This is a genomic window from Roseateles sp. 22389, from assembly GCF_052044995.1.
In the GTDB taxonomy this organism is placed as follows: Bacteria; Pseudomonadota; Gammaproteobacteria; order Burkholderiales; family Burkholderiaceae_C; genus Roseateles.
The window spans coordinates 32,018-49,871 of sequence record NZ_JBQEOF010000031.1; the positions used below are offsets into that span (position 1 = coordinate 32,018).

Annotated in this window: 14 protein-coding genes; 5 read left to right on the forward strand and 9 right to left on the reverse strand. The window is 68.6% G+C overall.

Going from position 1 to position 17,854, the window contains the following annotated elements:
- Positions 1-26 precede the first annotated feature (26 nt).
- The 8 genes from ACTJKJ_RS26345 to kduI all read right to left on the reverse strand — a co-directional run bounded on the left by ACTJKJ_RS26345 (position 27) and on the right by kduI (position 9,652).
- Complete coding sequence (locus ACTJKJ_RS26345; protein ID WP_440823051.1) at positions 27-2,423, reverse strand: pectinesterase family protein; 2,397 nt, start codon at positions 2,421-2,423, stop codon at positions 27-29.
- A complete protein-coding gene (locus ACTJKJ_RS26350; RefSeq protein WP_440823053.1) occupies positions 2,423-3,574 on the reverse strand; it encodes an oligogalacturonate lyase family protein in 1,152 nt (383 codons plus the stop codon). The genes ACTJKJ_RS26345 and ACTJKJ_RS26350 overlap by 1 nt, the downstream gene beginning before the upstream one ends.
- Positions 3,575-3,602: 28 nt before the next feature.
- Positions 3,603-4,928, reverse strand: a complete 1,326-nt coding sequence (locus ACTJKJ_RS26355) for an ABC transporter substrate-binding protein (RefSeq protein ID WP_440823055.1) — start codon at positions 4,926-4,928, stop codon at positions 3,603-3,605.
- Positions 4,925-6,085: an ABC transporter ATP-binding protein gene (locus ACTJKJ_RS26360; protein ID WP_440823057.1), complete on the reverse strand. Its 1,161-nt coding sequence runs from the start codon at positions 6,083-6,085 to the stop codon at positions 4,925-4,927. The genes ACTJKJ_RS26355 and ACTJKJ_RS26360 overlap by 4 nt, the downstream gene beginning before the upstream one ends.
- Positions 6,086-6,108: 23 nt before the next feature.
- Positions 6,109-7,062, reverse strand: coding sequence for a carbohydrate ABC transporter permease (locus tag ACTJKJ_RS26365; RefSeq protein ID WP_440823059.1), 954 nt, complete (start codon positions 7,060-7,062; stop codon positions 6,109-6,111).
- On the reverse strand, positions 7,059-7,946 hold the full coding sequence (locus tag ACTJKJ_RS26370) for a carbohydrate ABC transporter permease (protein ID WP_091721903.1): 888 nt from the start codon (positions 7,944-7,946) through the stop codon (positions 7,059-7,061). Before ACTJKJ_RS26370 ends, ACTJKJ_RS26365 begins: the two co-directional genes overlap by 4 nt.
- A gap of 63 nt (positions 7,947-8,009) precedes the next feature.
- Complete coding sequence (gene kduD / locus ACTJKJ_RS26375) at positions 8,010-8,780, reverse strand: 2-dehydro-3-deoxy-D-gluconate 5-dehydrogenase KduD (RefSeq protein ID WP_254783191.1); 771 nt, start codon at positions 8,778-8,780, stop codon at positions 8,010-8,012.
- Positions 8,781-8,815: 35 nt separating this feature from the next.
- Positions 8,816-9,652, reverse strand: coding sequence for a 5-dehydro-4-deoxy-D-glucuronate isomerase (kduI, locus tag ACTJKJ_RS26380; protein ID WP_440823061.1), 837 nt, complete (start codon positions 9,650-9,652; stop codon positions 8,816-8,818).
- A 261-nt stretch (positions 9,653-9,913) separates the two neighbouring features.
- Here kduI and ACTJKJ_RS26385 point away from each other — a divergent pair, with 261 nt between their 5' ends.
- From ACTJKJ_RS26385 to ACTJKJ_RS26400, 4 genes are all read left to right on the forward strand, one after another.
- Positions 9,914-10,246, forward strand: coding sequence for a cupin domain-containing protein (locus ACTJKJ_RS26385; protein ID WP_297384659.1), 333 nt, complete (start codon positions 9,914-9,916; stop codon positions 10,244-10,246).
- 193 nt (positions 10,247-10,439) lie between these two features.
- Complete coding sequence (locus tag ACTJKJ_RS26390) at positions 10,440-13,469, forward strand: TonB-dependent receptor (protein WP_440823064.1); 3,030 nt, start codon at positions 10,440-10,442, stop codon at positions 13,467-13,469.
- A gap of 7 nt (positions 13,470-13,476) precedes the next feature.
- Positions 13,477-14,244 carry a rhamnogalacturonan acetylesterase gene (locus ACTJKJ_RS26395; RefSeq protein WP_440823066.1) on the forward strand — a complete coding sequence of 256 codons (768 nt, stop codon included), beginning with the start codon at positions 13,477-13,479 and terminating at the stop codon, positions 14,242-14,244.
- A gap of 29 nt (positions 14,245-14,273) precedes the next feature.
- Entirely contained in the window at positions 14,274-15,209 is a 936-nt protein-coding gene (locus tag ACTJKJ_RS26400; RefSeq protein ID WP_440823068.1) for a sugar kinase, read from the forward strand.
- 33 nt (positions 15,210-15,242) lie between these two features.
- Here the strand turns inward: ACTJKJ_RS26400 and ACTJKJ_RS26405 are convergent, their stop codons facing one another.
- Positions 15,243-16,493 carry a urate hydroxylase PuuD gene (locus ACTJKJ_RS26405; protein ID WP_297384653.1) on the reverse strand — a complete coding sequence of 417 codons (1,251 nt, stop codon included), beginning with the start codon at positions 16,491-16,493 and terminating at the stop codon, positions 15,243-15,245.
- Between the two features lie 347 nt (positions 16,494-16,840).
- On the opposite strand from ACTJKJ_RS26405, the gene ACTJKJ_RS26410 reads away from it, so the two are divergent.
- Entirely contained in the window at positions 16,841-17,821 is a 981-nt protein-coding gene (locus ACTJKJ_RS26410) for an IS110 family transposase (protein ID WP_440819474.1), read from the forward strand.
- The last annotated feature ends 33 nt before the right edge of the window (positions 17,822-17,854 follow it).

The following is a 17,854-nucleotide window of genomic DNA, read 5'->3' on the forward strand; positions in this document are numbered from 1 at the left end:
CAACGTGTTCCTGGAAAGGGAAGATTTCACCACAGCCGGCCGGTGCCCGCGCCCGCGCGAACCCGGGCCGGCACCTCGGTCGCGGCCTCGATGGACAGGCGGTACGGTGGCGTCCAGCCGGCCTCGCCGGCGACCGACCGGTCCGGATTCGCGGCACGGAGCATGCCCACCAGGTCGACCGGCTCGCCGTTGAAGCGCGAGCCGCGGTCCTCGATCCGGTCGCCCTTGAGCAGCCGCGCCACCCGCCCCGGCGCGATGCCGGCCGCCGCCTCCCAGGCGTTGGCCTCGCTCAGCACCTGCGATTCGAGGCCCACGCCGATCGAGTAGGCGTAGGGATAGTCCCCCGCCGGCGCCGCCAGGTAGAGGTTGTTGGCGACATGCACCTGGCCGTAGCGCACCCGCGGCGCGCGCTCCTTCACCTGCTCCCACAGGTTGTGATGCAGCGTGACGCGCAGGTGCCCGCGGTCGTCGCGATGGCCGTCGCCGCCGCCGATCAGCATGGTCTTGTCGTGGCGGCGGAAGACGTTCCAGGACACGGTCACGAAGTCGGAGCGCCGCGTGATGTCCAGCAAGCCGTCATGGCGCTGCATCCGCTGGCCGAGCACCACCGGCTCGCGCGGATCGGGCCGGGCGCCGTCGTCGAAGACGCAGTGGTCGATCCACACCTGCGTCGCCTCGCGCAGCGAGACGGTGTCGTACTCGGAGTTCCATTCGCCATGCCCGTTGTCGTTCGGGTCCCAGGCGGGGAAGAAGTCGTAGGCATCGGAGAAACGCAGGTTGCGCAGGATCACCTGCGAGACCTTCTCCAGCATCAGCGAGCCGTTGTCGAAGCCCGCATCGGGTGTGAGGCCGACGATCGTCGTGTTGGACGGCACCTTGACGACGACCTGCGCCGCCTGGCGCCGCGCGGACCGCTTGCGCGCCTCCTCGAGCGGCCCTTCGGGCGGGCGACGGCCCCAGGTCGCCGGGTCGTACTGGCGCGCGAAGGCGTCGAGATCGAAAGCCGGATCGCGGAAATCCTCGATGCCCAGCGGGCGGCCGGACGCGTCCGCCGCCAGGTCGATGCGCGCCGCCAGCGCGATCAGCTTGGGCGTGTCGCCGAGCGCCAGCGCGGCATCGAGCTCGGCCCGCGTGCGCACGACGCGGATGGCCTCGACCTTCGCCTTCGCGCCGCCTGCCGTGCCGCCGTTCATCGAGGCCCAGCCATCGCCGGGCGCGATCGCGTCGAAGGCCGCGGCGGGCACCGCGTCGCGGGACGCGGCTGGCGACGCGGCGGTCGACGCGACATTGCGGTACTCGGTCATGCGGTTGGCCGCTTCGCCGGTCGCGGCGAAAGGGCGGCGCGAGGTCGAGGCCGCCCAGGCCGTCAGATGAGGACCGAGCTGGCTGTCCCGGATCACCGCCTGGCCGTTGGGCGTCGACGGCGACCGGCGCCATTCGCCGGCCTTCACGCCGCGGTCCCAGGCCCGGCCCAGGCGCACGCTGCCCGGCGCCACGCCGGGCTCCGCCACCCAGCGCGAACCTTGGACCAGGAAGCCGCGCGGCACGCCATCGGGCGTGCTGGGCGCGAGCACGACGCCGCCCTGCCCCGGCGAGCGCCGCCCGGCGCGGCTCACGATGACGCTGTCGTCGATCACCAGCGTCGCGCCGCCGAAGATGAAATCGACGTCGCCGCGAATCTCGCCGGCATGCACGAACACGCGCGACTCGCTCGCGAGGTCCTCACTGGCGCGCTCGGCATAGAAGGTGTCCTGGTGTCCGAGCAGCCGCACCTGCTCGAGCTGGATCCGGTCGCCGCGCGTCATCAGCGCGACGGCCTGCGCGCCGCCGCTCTCGCCGACGCCGGGCGGGTAGCCCTTTCCGTCGGCCACGTGGTCCATCGCATCGTTGGCGATGGTCAGCCGCGCGAGCTGCACGTCGTCGCTGAACAGCATCACGCTGGCGCTGCCCGGTGTCCCGAAGGTCTCCGCATCGAGCAGCGGCATGCAGCGGTGCGCGACGGCGCCGCGCGCCTTCGGCAGCGCGTTGTAGCGGCCTTCGACGATCACGACCTCGGCGGCATCGCCACGGCCGTACAGCGTGAACGGCGCCTTGTCCTGGATGCAGAGCGGCTCGCGATAAGTGCCCGGCTTGACGAGCACGTAGGCGCGCGCCGGGGCCGCCGATCCGCCCTGCCCCTTGGCCGGCAAGGCATCGATCGCGGCCTGCAGCGTGCGGTGCGTGCCGCTCCCGTCGGCGGCGACGACGAAGGTCGGCGTCCAGCGCGAGGGATCGAGCGTCTGCGGCCGCCAATCGCCGAGGTAGCGCGCGGCCGTGGCCTGGGCGGCCGCGTCGTCGCCGAGTTGCGGCCGGTCCTGCGCCCACGCGGCCTGCAGCGCCGCCACGCACAGCCCCGCCATCACCGCGCCGCGCCAGCCCCGCATCACAGGTCCGCCAGGTACAGCGCCGGCTCGCCCTCGGCATCGGCGCTGAACAGCACCTGCCGCTCGTCGGGCGTGAACGACGGATGCGGATGCGTGACCTGCCGATTGCCCTTGTAGACGCGCCACGAGCTGTCATGCCGCGCCACGCGCCGCTCGGTGCCGGCCTTCAGGTCGAACAGGTGCAGGAAGGGATCGGTCGCGATCTGGTGGCTACCGGTGTCGGCGACATCGGCCGGCGAGTCGCAGCCATCGCCGATCAGCAGCGTGCCGTCGTGGTTGCTCATCAGGTGCGAGCAGGGTGGCATCTTCGTGAGGCGCCGGGATTGAAGCGTCATGGGATCGAGCGCGCAGATCCATCGATCGCGCTGCCCCTTCAGGTAGGAGACGTAGATCATCGCGGAACCGTCCGGCACCCAGAACTCATGCGTGCAGCTTTCGCCCTTGTCTTGACGCCGCCCGCACCGGACGTTGCGGCCGTCCTCGTCGACGAACCACATGCGCGCATCCACCAGATCATGCGGCCCTTCATGGCAGTACGCGACCGTGTGGTCGTCCCCTGGCCGGTACTGCGGATGGCCCAGCCAGCCCTGCTGCTCGAGGATCACCTCGCGCGCGCCGGTGGCCAGGTCGATGCGGATCAGGCGGCAGCGCGGCTTCGCATGGAACATCTGGTGGAACTTCTGCCAGTCGCTGAGCGGGAACCAGTCGCTCGCGGCGATCTCGATGCCGACCATCTTCGTGCAGGCGCTGTTCGAGACCCAGGTGCCGTAACCCACCCAGCCCTCGGGCACGGTGTAGACGACCTCCTCGCTCAGGTCGCGCAGCGACAGGCGGATCAGGCGCCGCTCCGCGCGGACGAAGTACAGGTGCTGGTCGTCGGGGCTCAGGAAGCCGCCGAAGGTGTTCTCGCCCGCCTGGTCGGTGAGCTGCGTCGCGACCTGCGAGCCGAGGTCCAGCAGGTGGTAGTTCCAGCTCGAGCCGGGCCCGAACTCGGCGCCGAAGATCAGCCGCTGGCCATCGTTGGTGAAGCACTTCTGATAGAAGTAGTTGCGGTGACAGGTCACGTCGGTGGGCGTGAGCCGGGTGACGCGCGCGCCGGTATCGGGGTCCTCGCGGGTGACGAAGCGCAGCTGGCGTTCGGTGGCTTTCATGGTCGCTTTGATCCTCGGGGAGACGGGTTCACTTGATCCGTTGCAGGAGGGCCTGGCCTTCGGCGACCAGGCGGCGCGCGGCATCGACCTCGGTGGTCTTGCCATAGGCGACGGTCTCGAAGACCTCGCGCATGAACTTGTGCAGCCGCGCATGCTCGAACAGCGGCGCCGGGCGCTTGAGCCGGCCCGACTCGCGCTGGACCTTGATCTGCTCATGCGCCGCGACCTCCAGCGGCGGCAGGGTGCCGGCCGCCTTCAGCTGCTCGAAGGGGCCGCGCGCCGACGGCAGGCCGCGCGTGCGGCCCAGCAGCGTCGCGGCCTCGGGGTCGGTCAGCAGGAAGTTGACGAGCCGCGCGGCCAGTTCGGCCCGGCCGTTCTTCTCCGCATGGCGGCTCACCGCGTACATCACCGTGGGCCGGCCGAACATGCCGCTGTCCAGCGCGCCGGGCAGCGTCGGGAAGTCGCCGAGCACCAGCTTCTGCTGCTTGTCCAGCGTCGACGCGCGCAACCCGATCACCGAGTCCCAGGTGTAGTTCCCCGCCCAGCGGCCGACCACCCAGTCGGGTTGCTGCTCGGTCGGCTTCTCGGCGCCGCCCAGGCTCGCGCGCAGCGGCAGCGGCGTGGCGACGTGCTCGGTGACGAGCCGCTTGTAGATGCGGACCCAGTCCAGCGCGGCCGCCTCGTTCATCGCCACGCGCGGCGACGCGGGATCGACATAGGGCGTGCCGTGGCGCTGCTGCACCCAGGCCTGGGAGAGCAGCATCATGTCGTACAGCTCGCCGTCCAGCGGGTAGGCGTCCTGGCCCAGGAGGCGGCGGAAGGCCGGTCCGGCGGCGAAGAGCTCGTCCCAGCTGCGCGGCAGCGCCAGGCCCGCGCGATCGAAGGCCGCCTGGTTCCACAGCATCACCCGCGCGCTGAAGGACACCGGCAGTGCGTTGAGCTTGCCCGCGACCTCGCCATACGCGAGGTCTTCCCGGTCGAACTGGGCCAGGTCCAGCAGCGCCGCATGCCGGTGCAGGTCGGCGAAGCCGTTGCCGCGCTTGCTGAACATCGCCAGCCAGGCCCAGTTGATCTGCATGACTTCGGGCTCGGAGCCACCGGCGATCTGCGTCGTCAGGCGCTCCAGGTAGCCGTTGAAGCCCATGTATTCGGCCTTCACCCGCACGCCGTGGCGGCGCTCGAAAAGCGCCAGCGCCTTGAGCGTCGCTTCATGCCGGCCCGCGCCGCCCCACCAGGCGAAGCGCAGCACGGTGGCCTTGTCCTGCGCGCGCAGCACCGCCGGCGCCGTCAGCGCGGCGGCGACCGCGGCGCCGCCCGCCGCCAAGCCCAGCACCTGTCGTCTCGGCAGGCTCATGCGCGCGTCCCCAGCGCGGCGGACATCAGGTTCACGCCACTGCCCGCGTCGAAGAGGTGGCAGGCCGACAGCTGCAGGTGCAGCGTCAGCGCGTCGCCGCGCGCCAGGCCCTGCAGCGCGATCGCCTGCTCGGCCGGGATGCGCGCCGTGATCGGCAGCGCGCCCAGCTCCGCATGCAGGTAGACCTCCGAGCCCATGTGCTCGGTGAAGCGCAGCCGCGCCGTGACGCCGACGCTGTCGCCCTGCACGCGCGGCGCCAGGCCGATGTGCTCCGGCCGCAGGCCGAAGGTCACCGCCGCATCCGCCAGGCGCGGCAGCGCCGCGATGCCCGCTGCCTTGTCCGCGGGCAGCGGCAGCCGCGCTCCGCCCACCTCGACGGCCAGCCCGGTGTCGGTGGCTTGCAGGCGCGCCTCGAGCAGGTTCATCTCCGGCGAGCCGATGAAGCCGGCGACGAAGGCGTTGGCCGGCCGGTCGTAGAGCGCCGTCGGCGTGTCGACCTGCTGGATCACGCCCTCCTTGAGGACGCAGATGCGCTCGCCCATCGTCATCGCCTCGACCTGGTCGTGGGTGACGTAGATCGTGGTGGCGGGCTGCTGGCTGTCGCGCAGCGTGCGGTGCAGCTCGGTCAGCCGCACCCGCATCGCGGCGCGCAGCTTGGCGTCGAGGTTGGACAGCGGCTCGTCGAAGAGGAAGACGTCCGGCTTCTTCACGATCGCCCGGCCCACCGCGACGCGCTGCGCCTGGCCGCCGGAGAGCTGCTTCGGATAACGGTCCAGCAGGTGCTCCATCTCCAGCAGCTTCGCGGCATGGCGCACGCGCTGGTCGAGCTCGGCCTTGGGCGTGCCCGCCAGCTTCAGGCCGAAGGCCAGGTTGTCGTAGACCTTCATGTGGGGATACAGCGCGTAGTTCTGGAACACCATCGCGATGCCGCGCTGCTTGGGCGGCAGCGCGTTGACGGCGCGCTCGCCGATGCGCAGCTCGCCGCCGGTGATGCTCTCCAGCCCCGCGATCATCCGCAGCAGCGTCGACTTCGCGCAGCCCGAGGGGCCGACGAAGACCATGAACTCGCCGTCGCGCACCTCCAGGTCCACGCCGTGCACGGCCTTGAATCCGTTGGGGTACACCTTCTCGACCTTGTTGAGGCTCAGTCTTGCCATGCCGATGTCCTTGTCAGCCCTTGTCAGCCTTTGACGCCCGAGGACGTCGCGCCCTCGATGAAATGCTTCTGCGCCGCGAAGAACACGGCGATCGACGGGATCAGCGCCACCACCGAGATCGCGATCACGTTGGCCCACTCGACCTCCTCGGTCGCGCCGATGCTCATCTTCAGCGCCAGCGAGACCGGGTACTTCTCCACCGAGGCCAGGTAGATCAGCGGGCCCATGAAGTCGTTCATCGTCCAGATGAACTGGAAGACGATCACCGAGATGATGGCGGGCTTGAGCAGCGGCACGATGATGTGCCACAGCAGCTGCAGCGCATTGCAGCCGTCGATCTGGGCGGCCTCCTCCATGTCGCGCGGGATGCCGCGCAGGAACTGCACCAGCATGAAGACGAAGAAGGTGTCCGTGGCGAAGGCCGAGGGCACGATCAGCGGCAGGTAGGAGTCCAGCCAGCCGATCTCGCGGAAGACCAGGTACTGCGGGAGGCGCAGCACGATCAGGGGCAGCATCATCGTGGCGATCATGATGCTGAACAGCAGCTTGCGGCCCCAGAACTCGAAGCGCGCGAAGGCGTAGGCCACCAGCACGCAGGAGATCACCGTCACGACGATGCGCGGGATCGTGATCAGGAAGCTGTTCAGGAAGTAGGTCGCGAAGGTGTACTCGGTGCTGGTCTTCCAGCCCTTGGCGTAGGCGCCGAAGTCGAAGCGGTCGGGCCAGAAGCCGGCGGAGCTGAAGATCTCGGCGTTGCTCTTGAAGGAGGCGCCGACCAGCCACAGCAGCGGGTAGAGCATCACGATGGCGACCGCGGCCAGCGCCAGGTAGCGCAGCGGGCGGTTGCCGCGATCGCGGCCCAGGGTCAGGGTGGGCGAGTGGCCACGGCCGCGGCCCTCACCCCCGCCCTCTCCCGCAAGCGGGAGAGGGGGTTGGAGGGGCGTACTGCGGCGCTGGGGGGTGGGAAGGCGGCTCATCGCTTGGACTCCTTCTCGCCCGAATAGAAGACCCAGTACTTCGAGCTCCAGAAGGACAGCGCCGCCAGTCCGCCGACGAGCGCGAACAGCACCCACGACAGCGCCGCGCCGTAGCCCAGGTTGAAGAAGCGGAAGCTCTGGTCGTAGATGTAGAGCGCCAGCACGTAGGTCGAGTGCAGCGGGCCACCCTCGGTGATCATGTAGGGGCCGTTGAATTCCTGGAACGCGTGGACCATCTGCATGATCACGTTGAAGAAGATCACCGGCGTGATCAGCGGCACGGTGATCTTCCAGAACTGCTGGGCCTTGCTGGCGCCGTCGCACTCGGCCGCCTCGTACAGCGAGATCGACACGTTCTGCAGCGCCGCCAGGAAGATCACCATCGCCGAGCCGAACTGCCACGTGAACAGCAGCACGATGGTCCACATCGAGTAATGCTCGTCGGCGAGCCACGGGATCGGCTCGAGGCCGAGCTTCACCAGCACCAGGTTCACCAGCCCGTTGCGCGCGAAGACGAAGCGCCACAGCACCGCCACCGCGATCGAGCCGCCGAGGATGGACGGGATGTAGAACGCCGCCCGGAAGAAGTTGATGCCGCGCAGCTTGAAATTGAGCACGTGCGCGATGAACAGCGCGAAGCCCACGCGCAGCGGCACGGCGAGCAGCGCGAAGAGCAGCGTCACGCCCAGCGACTTTCGGAACAGCGGGTCCGCGGTGGCGAGTTCCTCGTAGTTGCGCAGCCCCACGAACTGGGGCGGATCGATCAGGTCGTACTGCGTGAAGCTGAGCGCGAAGCTCATCACGAAGGGGAAGAGCTTGAACAGCAGCACGCCCAGCACGAAAGGCAGGACGAACAGGAAGCCCAGTCGCTTGTTCTCATACATGTGCCGTGTCTCCGTCGGCGGGCGCGCGGGGCCTCTGCGGACCCCGTCGCGCCGAACATGGCGTCAGCGGGCGAGCCACCCGCCGTCGACCGCGACGGTATACCCGTTCACGTAGTCGGAGGCCTTGGAGGCGAGGAACACCACCGGTCCGGCCAGGTCGTCCGGCACGCCCCAGCGGCCCGCGGGAATGCGGTCCAGGATCGCGGCGTTGCGGCTCTCGTCCTGGCGCAGCGCGGCGGTGTTGTTGGTGGCCATGTAGCCGGGCGCGATCGCGTTGACGTTGATGCCGTGCGCCGCCCATTCATTGGCCATCAGCCGGGTGATGCCCATCACGCCGCTCTTGCTGGCGGTGTACGAGGGCACGCGCACGCCGCCCTGGAAGGACAGCATCGACGCCACGTTGATGATCTTGCCGCCGCCGCCCTGCGCGAGGTATTGCCTGGCCACGGCCTGCGAGAAGAAGAACACCGTCTTGAGGTTGAGGTCGACGACGTCGTCCCAGTCCTTCTCGCTGAAGCGGATCGCATCCTCGCGCCGGATGATGCCGGCGTTGTTGACCAGGATGTCGACGCGGCCGGTCAGCGACTTGGCCTCGGCCACCAGGCCCTCGATGCAGCTGATGTCGCCGAGGTTGGCGCGCAGGTCCAGAAAGCGCCGGCCCAGGCGCTCGACCTCGGTCCGGGTCTCGACCGGGTCGGACACGTTGACGCCGACGATGTGTGCGCCAGCCTGCGCCAGCGCCACCGCCATGCCCTGCCCCAGCCCGGTGTTGCAGCCGGAGACGATGGCCACGCGGCCATCGAGTTGGAAGTTGTCCAGGATCATCTCGTTCATTCCCTTGGTCGGGTGGGGTCGCGAGCCGCGGCGCTTCAGCGCAGCGTCGTCATCGGCACGTGGTCCATGTCCTTGAAGACCTGGTTCTCGCCGACCATGCCCCAGATGAAGGTGTAGGCCTGGGTGCCGACGCCGGAATGGATGGACCAGCTCGGGCTGATCACCGCCTGCTCGTTGCGCACGACCAGGTGGCGGGTCTGCGTCGGCTCGCCCAGCATGTGGAAGACCACCGCGTCGGCCTTCATGTCGAAGTAGAAATAGACCTCCATGCGGCGGTCGTGCTGGTGGCAGGGCATGGTGTTCCACAGGCTGCCCGGCTCCATCTGCGTCATGCCCATCAGCAGCTGGCAGGTGGGCAGCACGTCGGGCACGAGGAACTTGTAGATGGTGCGGCGGTTGCTCGTCTCGGGCGCGCCCAGCGTCTCGGGCGAGGCCTCGGCCAGCGTGACCTTGCGCGTCGGATAGGACGTGTGGGCCGGCGCGCAGTTGAAGTAGAGCTTCGCCGGGTTGGCGCCGTCGACGCTCTTGAACTCGACGATCTTCGCGCCCTGGCCGATGTAGAGCGCCTCGCGCGGGCCGACTTCGTACTGCGTGTCGTCGACGAAGACGCGGGCCGCGCCGCCGATGTTGATCAGCCCCAGTTCGCGGCGCTGCAGGAAGTAGTCGGTGCCGGTGTGCTTGCCCAGGTCCGCCGAGAAGGTCACCGGCTGGGTCACCGGCATGATGCCGCCGACGATGATCCGGTCGATCTGGCTGTAGGTCAGCGTCGCGCGGTCGGGCTGGAACAGGTCCTCGACCAGGAACTGGCGGCGCAGGCCTTCGGTGTCCAGCGTGCGGGCATGCTCGCTGTGGATGGGTTGGCGGATGTCCATGTCTACCTCGGTGCGGTGGGGGTGTCCGTGCCACGCGGCATCGTGCGGCGGCGGAAGGAAACACCCGGCATCGGGGTGCTTCCGGCGACTGATGGGAGCGAAGCGTACGGGTCTGCGGACTTTCCCGGAACTATGGTTTCTATGTAGTGAACCGCTGTTTCAATTTTTCGCGACCTCGCTATAGTTGCTCGCAACGACGGCCGGGACCCTCCCGGCGCCAGCCGCACCGGCGCTTGCCGGGATCGCGAGGAGACCGCCCCGATGAATCCGTATTTCCTGAACGACGACGCGCCCTGGACCGAGCTCGGCGACGGCATCCGCCGCAAGATCGTCGGCCACACGCCGGAGCTGATGTCGGTGCTGGTGCAGTTCGACGAAGGCGCCATCGGGACGCCGCACGCGCACGACGCGCATGACCAGATCGCGTTCGTCCTGAGCGGCTCCTTCGCCTGCGAGGTCGGCGGCGTGAAACGCACGCTCAAGCCGGGCGACGCCTTCGTCGCGCCGCGGCTGACGATGCATGGCGTCGTCGCGCTGGAGCCCGGCAGCACGCTGCTGGACCAGTTCTCGCCACGGCGCGAGGACTACCTCTGACCCCGACCTGACCCCAGGGTCCGCGCGCGGCGCGGATCGCAGACATCCGCAGTACCGAGGCGGCGATCGCACTGCAGCGACGGCCGCTCCCGACCTGCCGGCGCCCTGCGTGCGCCCGCGACCGACCGATGCCGCGAGAGCGAGGGCCACGATCCCGAGCCCGCGGCCGCAGAAGCACCTTGGAGACAACGTCATGCCCCACCGTCATGGGACTCGCCTCGGGACGACCTCGTCCGATCGTCAGCGCCGCGCGCATCGCGCCGCGTCGCCCACGCCCCGCCTGACCCGCCTCGCCGCCTGCCTGCTGGGCACGGCGACGCTCACGCTGCCCGCCTGGAGCCAGGACCAGGCCGCCCCGGCAGCGGCCGCGCCGGCGGCCTCCGCCGCCGCCAGCGACAAGGCGCTCGAGACGGTGGTCGTCACCGGCATCCGGGCGTCGCTGGAAAGCGCGCTGAACGCCAAGCGCCAGGACCGCGGCATCGTCGACGTCATCAAGGCCGAGGACATCGCCAAGTTCCCCGACACCAACCTGGCCGAATCGCTGCAGCGCGTTCCCGGCGTCGTGATCGACCGCGACGCCGGCGAGGGCCGCAACATCACGGTGCGCGGCCTGGGCGCCGACTTCACCCGGGTGCGCATCAACGGCATCGAGGCGCTCGCCACCACCGGCGGCACCGACAGCTCCGGCGGCGCCAACCGCTCGCGCGGCTTCGACTTCAACGTCTTCGCCTCCGAGCTCTTCAACACCATCACCGTGCGCAAGAGCAGCTCGGCGGAAGTGGACGAAGGCTCGCTCGGCGCGACGGTGGACCTGCAGGCGGCGCGGCCCTTCGACTTCAACAAGCGCGTGATCACCGCCTCGGTGAAGGCGCGCTACAACGACCTGGCGCGCGAGACCGACCCTCGCGCCGCCTTCCTGATCAGCGACGTCTTCCTCGACAAGCGGCTGGGCGTGCTGGTGTCCGGCGCGTACTCGAAGCGCCGCCTGTTCGAGGAAGGTTTCTCCACGGTGCGCTGGGACAACGGCCCGTCCTCGGGCGGCTGGTGCTCGCCGCAGGGCACGACGCCCGCGAATCCCGCCACCACCGCGGCCAACTGCGGCCCGGCCGCGCAGGGCGTGCCGCGCCTGCCGGCGTCCGCCGGCGCGAGCTCGGCCTACAGCCTGGCCAGCAGCGCCGACAACTTCCACCCGCGCCTGCCGCGCTACGGCCGGCTCACCCACGACCAGGACCGGCTGGGCCTGACCGGCTCGGTGCAGTTCAAGCCGACCGATCGCACGCTGCTCACCTTCGACATGCTGTATTCGAAGCTGGATGCGACGCGGCGCGAGGACTTCCTCGAGGCGATCTCCTTCAGCCGCACCGCGAGCCAGGGCGGCAAGCCGCAGACCAGCGTCGTCGAGGCGCAGTACGCGCCCAACGGCGCGCTCCAGTACGGCGTCTTCAACGGCGTCGACATCCGCGCCGAGTCGCGCTACGACGAGCTCACCACCACCTTCCGCCAGCCCAGCCTGACGCTGGAGCAGGAGCTCACCGACCACCTCAAGCTCAACGCCAAGGTGGGCCGAGCGGACTCCAAGTTCCGCAACCCGGTGCAGACCACGGTCACGCTGGATGCGCTCAACGTCAACGGCTACACGCTGGACTTCCGCAACGACGACCGCCTGCCGGTCATCAAGTACCCCTTCGACCCGACGGTGCCGAACGGCGCGCTGCAGATCGTCGGCGTGCCGCAGGTCACCACCGGCACGCAGCCCACCACGGTCGCCAACACGACCACCAGCGAGGTCCGCATCCGGCCGCAGGGCGCCAACAACCGCAACGACATCGCCCACCTGGACCTGGCGTGGGAGGTGCTGCCCGACACGCTGACCCTCAAGGCGGGCTACGACTACAAGAAGTACAGCTTCGACACCTACGAATTCCGCCGCATCAACCAGAACGACACCATCTTCTCGCCGGCGGCCGGATCGGGCGTGCTGACGACGATGCTGACCAACTTCGGTCGCGGCCTGAGCCTGCCGGCGGGCACGCCCACGTCCTGGGTCATTCCCGACCTCAACGCCATCGCCGCCGCCTACGACATCTACTGCAACTGCCTCAAGAGCGGGCCTGCGGGCGGACCGGGCGACTTCACCCTGTCCTCCATCACGAACGGCAATGCGCGCGGCAACAACCGCGCGGTGGTCGAGCGCGACCGGGGCGGCTTCGTGCAGGCGGACTTCGAGGGCCGCGTGCTGGGCCTGCGGATGCAGGGCAACGTCGGCGTGCGCTACGTCGTCACCGAGCAGGAGGCCACTGGCTACCTGGCCACCGGCGGCGGCACCGAGGTCGTCATCGGCCAGAAGTACAAGGACTGGCTGCCGGCGCTGAACGTCTCGGCCAACCTCACCAAGGACCTCATCGCGCGCTTCGCCGCGGCCAAGGTCATGGCGCGTCCGCAGCTGGGCAACCTCAACCCGGGCGGCACCATCAGCACCACGGGCACCTTGTCGATCACCACCGGCAACCCGTATCTGAAGCCCTTCCGCGCCAAGACCTTCGACGGCAGCCTGGAGTGGTACTTCGGCCGCAATGCCTTCATCGGCGTGGGCGTGTTCCAGAAGAACATCGACACCTACATCCAGAGCCTGCGCACCAACGCGCCGTACAACCAGACCGGCCTGCCGCTGTCGCTGCTGCCCTCCAACTTCACCGGCGAGGAGGTCTTCCAGCTCACCACGCCGATCAACACCCCGGGGGGCAAGCTGCGCGGCATCGAGCTGAACTACCAGCAGCCGTTCACCTTCCTGCCGTCGTGGGGGCGCAATTTCGGCACGGTCCTCAACTACACCTACGTCAAGTCGAAGATCACCTACCTGGTTTCGCCGACCAGCAACGCCACCATCACCGACGACCTGCTCAACATGTCGCCGAAGTCGTGGAACGCCACGCTGTACTACGACGACGACACCTTCAGCGCCCGGGTTTCGGCCTCCAAGCGCTCGTCCTTCCTGACGCGGGTGCCGGGGCAGAACAACAACGACGTCGAAGGGAAGAACGCCACGCTCAACGTGGACGCGTCGATCTCCTACAAGATCAACGACCGGCTCACGGTCACGCTGGAGGGCGTCAACCTGACCAACGAGGCGAACGACCAGTTCATCTCCCGGGCCCGCAACAGCCCGGTGGTCTATCACGTCACCGGCCGTGAGTTCCTGCTGGGCGCGAGCTATAAGTTCTAATGCGCGCATGAAGCAGTCATGGTTGCTCGCGCTGGCGCTCCTGGCCGGCGCGGTTCAAGCGCAGGAGACGCCGCCGACGTCGCTCCGCGTGATCCTCGTCGGCGATTCGACGATGGCCACGAAGAGCGGCTACGGCGACGCGTTGTGCGCGCGCTTCCAGCCCGGGGTGAGTTGCCTCAACCTCGCCAAGGGCGGGCGCAGCACGAAGAGCTTCCGTGCCGAAGGTCTGTGGGACCAGGTGATGGCGCTGCTGCGCGCCCGGCCGGCCGGGCAAACCGATGTGGTGCTCATGCAGTTCGGCCATAACGACCAGCCCGGCAAGCCGGGCCGCTCGACCGACCTCCAGACCGAGTTCCCCGCCAATCTCGCCCGCTACATCGACGACGTCGCGCCAACCGGCGCTCGCCTGGTGATGCTGACGCCGCTGACGCGACGCAGCTTCGACGCACAGGGACGGCTCGACAACGCGCTGCGTCCCTGGGCCGAGGCGACGATCCGCGTCGCCACCGAGCACCGCGTGCCGGTGATCGACCTGAACGCGATCAGCCACGCCGCGGTGCAGGCGATGGGAGAAGCGGAGGCCGACACGCTCGCGATGGCGCCCAAGCCGATCGATGCGCCCGCACAGGGTGCCTCCTCGCCCGAACGCGCCGGCGCGGCCAATCCGGTGTTCGATCGCACCCACCTGGGCGCGAAGGGCGCGCAGGTGTTCTCGGCGATGGTCGCCGGGCAGTTGCCCGTCGCGATGCCGGAACTTCAGCGCTGGCTGCGCTGAACGGATCAGCCATGGATGGGAGGTCTCCGATGACTCGACGCGTCGCCGTGATCGGCGAATGCATGCTGGAACTCAAGGGTCAGGCCTTCGGTCCCATGACCCAGGGCTATGGCGGCGACACCTTCAACACCGCCGTGTACCTCAAGCGCTGCGGCGATGCGGCCGGCGTTCAGGTGGCCTATGCGACCGCCCTCGGCGACGACGGCCTGAGCACCGGCCTGCTGGAGCGCTGGCGCGACCAGGGCATCGACACCCGGCTGGTGCGGCGGATCCCCGGACGCATGCCCGGGCTGTACCTGATCGAGGTCGATCCCGCCGGCGAGCGCAGCTTCCACTACTGGCGCGACACCGCCGCGGCGAAGGCCTATTTCGATGAGGCCGTCAGCCCGCTCGAGCGCCATGCCGAGGACTTCGACGCGCTCTACCTCAGCGGCATCACGCTGGCCGTGCTGCCGCCCGCGGGGCGGGAGCGGCTCTTCGCGCTGATGGAGCGCCTGCGCGCACGCGGCGCTCAGGTGGTGTTCGACAACAACTTCCGACCGCGTCTGTGGCCCGACCGCGCCGCGGCACGCGTGGCCTTCGAGCGCGCGTTCTCGCTGGCCACGATCGCGCTGGTGACCGCGGACGACCATCAGGCGCTGACGGGCCTCGACTCTTTGGAGGCTGCGATCGCGCAGGCACAATCGCTGCCGACGCCGGAGGTGCTGATCAAACGCGGTGCATCGCCCACGCTGGTGCACAGCGCGCAGACGCCCGGGCACTGGGCCGAGGCGCCGACGGAGGAGGTGGCGCGCGTCGTCGACACGACCGCCGCGGGCGATGCCTTCGCGGGCGGCTACCTGGCGCGGCGCCTGGCCGGCGCGGATGCGGTGAGCGCGGCGGTCTTCGGCAATCGCGTCGCGGCGCGGGTGATCCAGCATCCCGGCGCGATCATTCCGATCGAGGTCATGGCCGATCTGGTCTGAGCGAGTGGCTCCGGCCCGGGGCGTGCGACGGCGTCAGCGTTCCTTGAACCAGCGTCCGAGCGTCGCCCGCTCCTCGTCGGTGATGCCGGTCGCGTTGTTGAGCGGCATGCTCTTCTGCACGACCACCTGCTGGTAGATCTCGGCCGCGTGCTGCTCGATCAGCTGCGGCTCGTGGAACTGGATGCGCTTGGGCGCCAGCGCCGCGTTGTGGCAGGCCAGGCAGCGCGCATCGACGATGGCCTTCACCGTCTCGAAGGGCACCTTGCCGTCGGCGGCGGTCGCGGTTGCCCCCGTCGAGGCGGCGCCAGGCGTGGCCGGGGCGCTCAGCGCGGGGGCCGCGGTCACGGGCACCATCGCCGGTTGCGGCGCGAGCCACGCGATCAGTCCCGCCAGCAGCATGACCACGGCCACCAGCAGCGGCCAGGCATCGACACCCTTGTGGCGTTTCACGAACCAGGTCCGCACCAGCGCGCCCACCAGCATCAGCAGCACCAGCACCAGCCAGTTCTGCGGATGGCTGTAGAGCATGCCGTAGTGGTTGGACAGCATCGCGATCAGCACTGGCAGGGTGAAGTAGGTGTTGTGCACGCTGCGCTGCTTGCCGCGCTGGCCGTGGACCGGGTCCACCGGCCGACCGGCCCGCATGTCGGCGATCACCTGCTTCTGGCCGGGAATGATCCAGAAGAAGACGTTCGCGCTCATCATCGTGGCGATCATCGCGCCGGTGATCAGGAAGGCCGCACGCCCGGCGAAGAGCTGGCTCGCGCCCCAGGCCGCGGCGACTATGGCCACGGCGACCAGCCCGAGCACCACGCCGTCGTTGCCGATCGAACCGTCGGCCTTGCGACCGAAGCGCCGGCAGATCTGGTCGTAGACGATCCAGCCGCCGGCCAGGAAGCCCAGCGCCGCAGCCACCGCCGCGCCGGCGCTCCAGTCATGGACGCGCTTGTCGATCAGGTAGGTGTCGGCGTTGAACAGGTAGAGCAGCGCGAACAGCGCGAAGCCGCTCATCCAGGTCCAGTAGCTTTCCCAGTAGAACCAGTGCAGCTCCCGCGGCAGGTTGGCGGGCGCCACCATGTACTTCTGCGGGTTGTAGAAGCCACCGCCGTGCACCGCCCAGAGCTCGCCGTCCACGCCCTTGGCCTTCAGGTCCTCGGCCTGCGGCTTGAGCAGGTGGTTGTCCAGCCAGACGAAATAGAACGAAGCGCCGATCCAGGCGATGGCCACGATCACGTGCAGCCAGCGCAGCAGCAGATTGGCCCAGTCAAGCAGGTAGCTGTCCATCAACGAACGTTGAGCAAGTTCCGGACCACCACTGCGGGCGCTGTGAACCGGCAAGCGTCGCGCTGAGAAAAACTGGGCGCCGCGGCGACGTTGAGGAGGGGAGTGTATACAGTTTGGTGCGCTGCGAGCGGCTGCTGGCCCTCACCCCTGCCCTTGTATCTTTCGTTTTGAGAGTACACACAGGTTTGTTTTGGCAGTTGTCCACAGCCCGTCTGCCCTCTGGGATACCTAGCCCGTGGGAGAGCATTTGGCGTGGACGACTGGCCGTCTGTTGAGCAAGCCCGAACAGTTGCTGGACGGCCGACATGCACTGGCGTGCTCGGACCTCGAATTTGCAAGGATGGGAAATGGCAGGCGCACCTGAACTGATTTTTGTTGGTATCGATGTTTCCAAAGCCACGCTTGAGGTGGCCTTGAATGACAGGGACAAGACGCAGACCTTCAGCAACGATGAGCCCGGTTTGAAGTCGCTGTTGGCGATGCTCACTGAGATGCGCGAGCGCGTGGGAGTCGTTCTGCTGGAAGCCACCGGTGGGCTGGAGCAGCCGGCGGCGGCGATGCTGTGCGCGCATGGTTTGGCCGTCATGGTGATCAATCCGCGCCAGGCGCATGACTTCGCCAAAGCGATGGGCTACCTGGCCAAGACGGACCGCACGGACGCGAAGATGCTGTCGCAGTTTGCGCGCACGCTGCATGCCAGCGACCGGCGCGAGCGACTGCTCTACAAACTGCCCACGGACGCGCAGGAGACACTGCTAGCCATGGTGACGCGGCGCAGTCAGCTCGTGGCCATGCGGGTGGCTGAGCACAACCGATTGGCGAGCATGCACGCGTCGCAGCGCAAGAGCATTCGCACCATTCTGAAGATGCTGGACCACCAAATCGGAAAGATCGATGACGATGCGGGCGGCTTCCTGAAGGAGCACTTCAAGGACAAGCTGGAGTTGCTCAAAGGGCTCAAGGGAGTGGGGCCAGGCACACAAGCGATGCTGATGGCTGCGCTGCCCGAACTCGGCCAACTCAAGCGACGCGAGATCGCCAAACTCGTGGGTGTGGCGCCGTTGAACAACGACAGCGGCACATTCAAGGGTCGGCGCTCCACCTGGGGTGGACGGGCCAATGTCCGTTCGGCGCTGTACATGGCTTCGCTCAGCGCTGTGCGTTATGACCCTGTCCTCAGGAGCTTCTACGAACGACTGGTGCAAGCGGGCAAGCCTAAGAAGGTGGCGCTGACCGCCTGCATGCACAAGCTGCTCACCATCATCAACGCCGTCATCAAGTCCGGCACCGCTTGGCAGCCCTCTTATCCACAGCCCGCGCTAGCCTGATTAGCGCTTGACTTGGAACACAGTTGCTCTCCC